Below are 3,679 nucleotides of genomic sequence, written 5' to 3'. Positions count from 1 at the left end.
CCGCGCGGGCGAGCTCCACGAGCGTGCCCGCGTTGTAGCGCGGCGTGACGCGCAGCAGGTCCCCCAGGTCCGGCAGCAGCAGCAGGTCAGTCATCGTGACCGGCCCGCTGGAGCGCCGGGATGCTGCGCGCGCCGCGCGCGCCCATGCGCAGCACGTCCTGAACGTCCTGCACGCGGCGGATGGCGTCCGCGAGGTGCCCCAGATCGATCTGGTCGCCCACCGCGAGACGCAGGTAGATGTGGGCGGTGCCGCCCGCCGCGACGCCCGCCTCCACCTTCACGGGGCTGCGCTTCTGCTCCGCCACGACGTTCAGCACGTCCGAGAGCAGGCCGGGTCGGTCCATCGCGACGACGTCGAGGTCCACGATGGTGTGCCCGCGCGACCCCGGGTCCCACGAGGCGGGCACGCAGCGGTCCGGTTCGTCCTTGAGGAGGCGCACCATGTTCGGGCAGTCCATGCGGTGCACGGTCACGCCGCGCCCTCGCGTGATGTAGCCCATGATCTGATCCCCCCGGATGGGATGACAGCAGTTCGCGGTCTTCGTGGGCGTGGACATCCCCGCGACGTACACGCCGCCCTCCTCGATGCGCGGCTGGACGGGCGCGCGCGGCGGGGACTGCTCCTGCTCCAGCTGCGGCGCGAGGGCCCGCGCGACGGTGCTGCTCGCGACCTTGCCCGCCTGGATGGCGAGGTACAGGTCGTCCGGATTGCGGCTCCCGACGAGCTTCTCGGAGGCCTCCTCCAGCAGCTTCGTCCGCATGAGCTGACGCACGGGCAGCTGCCGCTTGCGCAGGTAGCGCTCCAGCGTGTCGTGCCCGGCCTGCAGCGCCTCCTGCCGCTCGCGGACGCGGAAGAAGTGCCGGATCTTCGCGCGCGCCGAGCGGGTGATGGCGAAGTTCAGCCAGTCCTGGCTGGGCCCGGCGCTGTTGCGGCTCGCGATGATCTCCACCATGTCGCCGTTCTTCAGGCGGGAGTTGAGCGGCACGATGCTGCCGTTCACGCGCGCCCCGACGGTGGTGTCCCCGATGCGGGAGTGGATGTGGTACGCGAAGTCCACGGGCGTGCTGCCCGCCGGGAGGTTCACGGTGTCGCCCTTCGGGGTGAAGACGAACACGCGGCCCGACAGCAGGTCGCTCTTGACGGCGTCCACGAAGTCCGACGCGTCCGCGATCTCCGACTGGAGCTGCCTGAGCTGCGTGATCCAGTTCTCGCGGCTCTTCTCGCCGAGGCCGTCGCCCTGCTTGTACATCCAGTGCGCGGCGATGCCGTACTCCGCGACCTCGTGCATGCGCCGCGAGCGGATCTGCACCTCGATGGGCTGACCGGCCGTGCTGATCACGGTGGTGTGCAGGCTCTGGTAGCCGTTGGGTTTCGGCACGGCGATGTAGTCCTTGAAGCGGCCCGGGATGGGCGTCCACATGCTGTGCACGAGCCCGAGGCTGTGGTAGCACACGCGCTTCTCGCGGGCCTGCTCGCTGCGCTCGCGCGCCTTGCCCTCCGGGGCGTTCACGGGCTTGGGCGTGAGGATCACGCGGACGGCGAGCAGGTCGAAGATCTGCTCCAGGCCCTTGCCCTCCTTCACCATCTTCGTGTGGATGGAGTAGAGGTGCTTGCTGCGGCCCGCGATGTCGATGCCCTCCACCCACTCGGGCAGTTCCGGGTCCTCCTCCAGCGCGGCGCGAAGTTGCGCCACGGCGCCCGTGATGTGCGCCTGCCGCTCCTCCTGCTTCGTGCGCAGGCGCCGCGCGAGCGACTCGTACGCCTCGGGTTCGAGGTACTTGAAGCTGAGGTCTTCGAGTTCCCACTTGATCTGCCCGATGCCGAGGCGGTGCGCGAGCGGCGCGAAGATCTCGAGCGTCTCGCGGGCGATGCGCTGCTGCTTGTGTGGGAGCATGCTGCCGAGCGTGCGCATGTTGTGCAGGCGGTCGGCGAGCTTCACGATGATGATGCGGATGTCGCCGGTCATGGCGATCAGCATCTGGCGGAGGTTCTCGGCCTGCTCGTCCTGCAGGCTGGCGGACATCTTGGTGAGCTTGCTGACCTTCGTCTCGCCCTCGACGATGCGGCGCACCTCGGGACCGAACCCGCGCTCCACCTCCTCGAAGGTGACGTCGGTGTCCTCGACGGTGTCGTGCAGCAGGCCCGCGATGACGGCGTCCGTGTCCATGTTGAGGTCCGCGAGGATCTGCGCGACGGCCACGGGATGGGTGATGTAGGGCTCGCCGCTCTTGCGCGCCACCCCACGGTGGGCGCGTTCGGCGAGTTCGTAGGCGCGCTGGACGCGCTCGCGGTCCTCCGGGGTCCGGTCGGAGAGCGTGTCGATCAACTGCTCGAACCCGTGCACCAAGCCATCCTAGCGCACGAGCGCGTCTCACGGGGCCCCACGACGACGCCCACCCGTTCGGGGTGGGCGCGTGTGTTCTCGTTGGTGTGCTGCGGGTTCAGCGCCTGCGGCGGGAAGGGACGGGGACGGGCACGGGGACCGGCTTCGGCTCGGGGTTGAGCAGACGCTCCAGCGCCTCGCGCAGGCCGGCAATGGCTTTCTTGAGGTCCTCCATAGCTGACCCGAGTCTAGCGGCCCACCCCGTGAGTGATGTGCGATTTTCTCGCAGTGCCATGAGGCGCCCCCTGCCCCGGCCCGAAGCTGTCCCTGAGGCGATCTTCGGGAAGATTTGAGGTGTCAGCGGCGCGGCGGCTGGGCGGGGCGGACCTCCACGCGGCTCGGCAGGGTCCGCTCGGGCATGCGCAGCAGGTCCAGCGTGAGCCGCGCGAGGTCCTCCGGCTGGATCTTCCAGGCGTCCGCCTCCGAGGGCGTGTGATCATTGAAGTGCGTCGCCACGGAGCCCGGCATGATCTGCGTGACCTTGATCCCGAGGGGACGCAGGTCCAGCATGATCGCCTCCGTGAAGCCGTTGAGGCCGAACTTGCTCGCGTTGTACGCCGCGCCGCCCGCGAAGGGGTTCTTCCCGGCGAGGCTGGAGAGCGTCATGACGTATCCGCGGCTCGCGGCGAGCAGGCGCGTGCAGGCCCGCACGCACAGGAACACGCCCGTGAGGTTCGTGTCGATCACGGCGCGCCAGTCCTCCACGCTGAGGTCCTGCACGGGCCCGAACTTCCCGACGCCCGCGTTGGCGAACAGCAGGTCCATGCCACGGAAGCGCTCCTCGTGGGCGCGAACGGCGGCCTCCACGGCGGCCTCGTCGCGGACGTCGCACACCACGCCGAGGGCGTTCTCGCCGAGCCGCGCGGCGGCGTCCCTCACCTCCTGCTCGTTCCTGGCCGTGATGGTCACTCCGTAGCCCTCTCCCACGAGGGCCTGCGCGACGGCGAATCCGATGCCCTTGCTTGCTCCGGTGACGAAGGCGCTCTTCATGGCGGCACCCTAACACGTGGACGTCGGGGCGGACCGGAAGGTCAAGGAGTGCCGAAGACGTTCAGGGCAGCGAGCCGAACATGCTGTCGAGCGCCAGCTTGTGCGCGTCCTGCTGCGCGTTCCAGAGGGTGGAGACCGCGATGCGCTGGCTCACCACGCGCGGGGCCGGCTCGCCCGGCACGCTCAGCTCGAAGCGGACCTCCAGGGAGCTGAACAGGCCCAGCATGGCGGGCACCACCACGACGGGCGTGAGCCGCACCGCGCGCGCGTCGGGCGCGGTCACGACGTGCGCCTGCGGGTAGCGG

2 protein-coding genes and 1 pseudogene are annotated in these 3,679 nt (G+C 69.9%); all 3 read right to left on the bottom strand.

Annotated elements, in window-relative coordinates:
- Window positions 1–86: 86 nt before the first annotated feature.
- Window positions 87–2,345 carry a RelA/SpoT family protein gene (locus DEIPI_RS30560; protein ID WP_245588552.1) on the bottom strand — a complete coding sequence of 753 codons (2,259 nt, stop codon included), beginning with the start codon at window positions 2,343–2,345 and terminating at the stop codon, window positions 87–89.
- A gap of 336 nt (window positions 2,346–2,681) precedes the next feature.
- On the bottom strand, window positions 2,682–3,374 hold the full coding sequence (locus DEIPI_RS0111665) for an SDR family oxidoreductase (RefSeq protein WP_027481890.1): 693 nt from the start codon (window positions 3,372–3,374) through the stop codon (window positions 2,682–2,684).
- Window positions 3,375–3,435: 61 nt separating this feature from the next.
- Window positions 3,436–3,679 (bottom strand): annotated as a pseudogene (locus DEIPI_RS0111660) (hypothetical protein); the annotation flags it as partial.

Source organism: Deinococcus pimensis DSM 21231, from assembly GCF_000519345.1.
Lineage (GTDB): Bacteria > Deinococcota > Deinococci > Deinococcales > Deinococcaceae > Deinococcus_A > Deinococcus_A pimensis.
The sequence above is the reverse complement of the archived record's forward strand: the minus strand, read 5'-3'. Positions and strand labels throughout refer to the sequence as shown.

Coding starts and splice junctions, on each gene's coding strand:
- DEIPI_RS0111665 (WP_027481890.1), bottom strand. CDS start 3,374: ATGAAGAGCGCCTTCGTCACCGGAGCAAGCAAGGGCATCGGATTCGCC.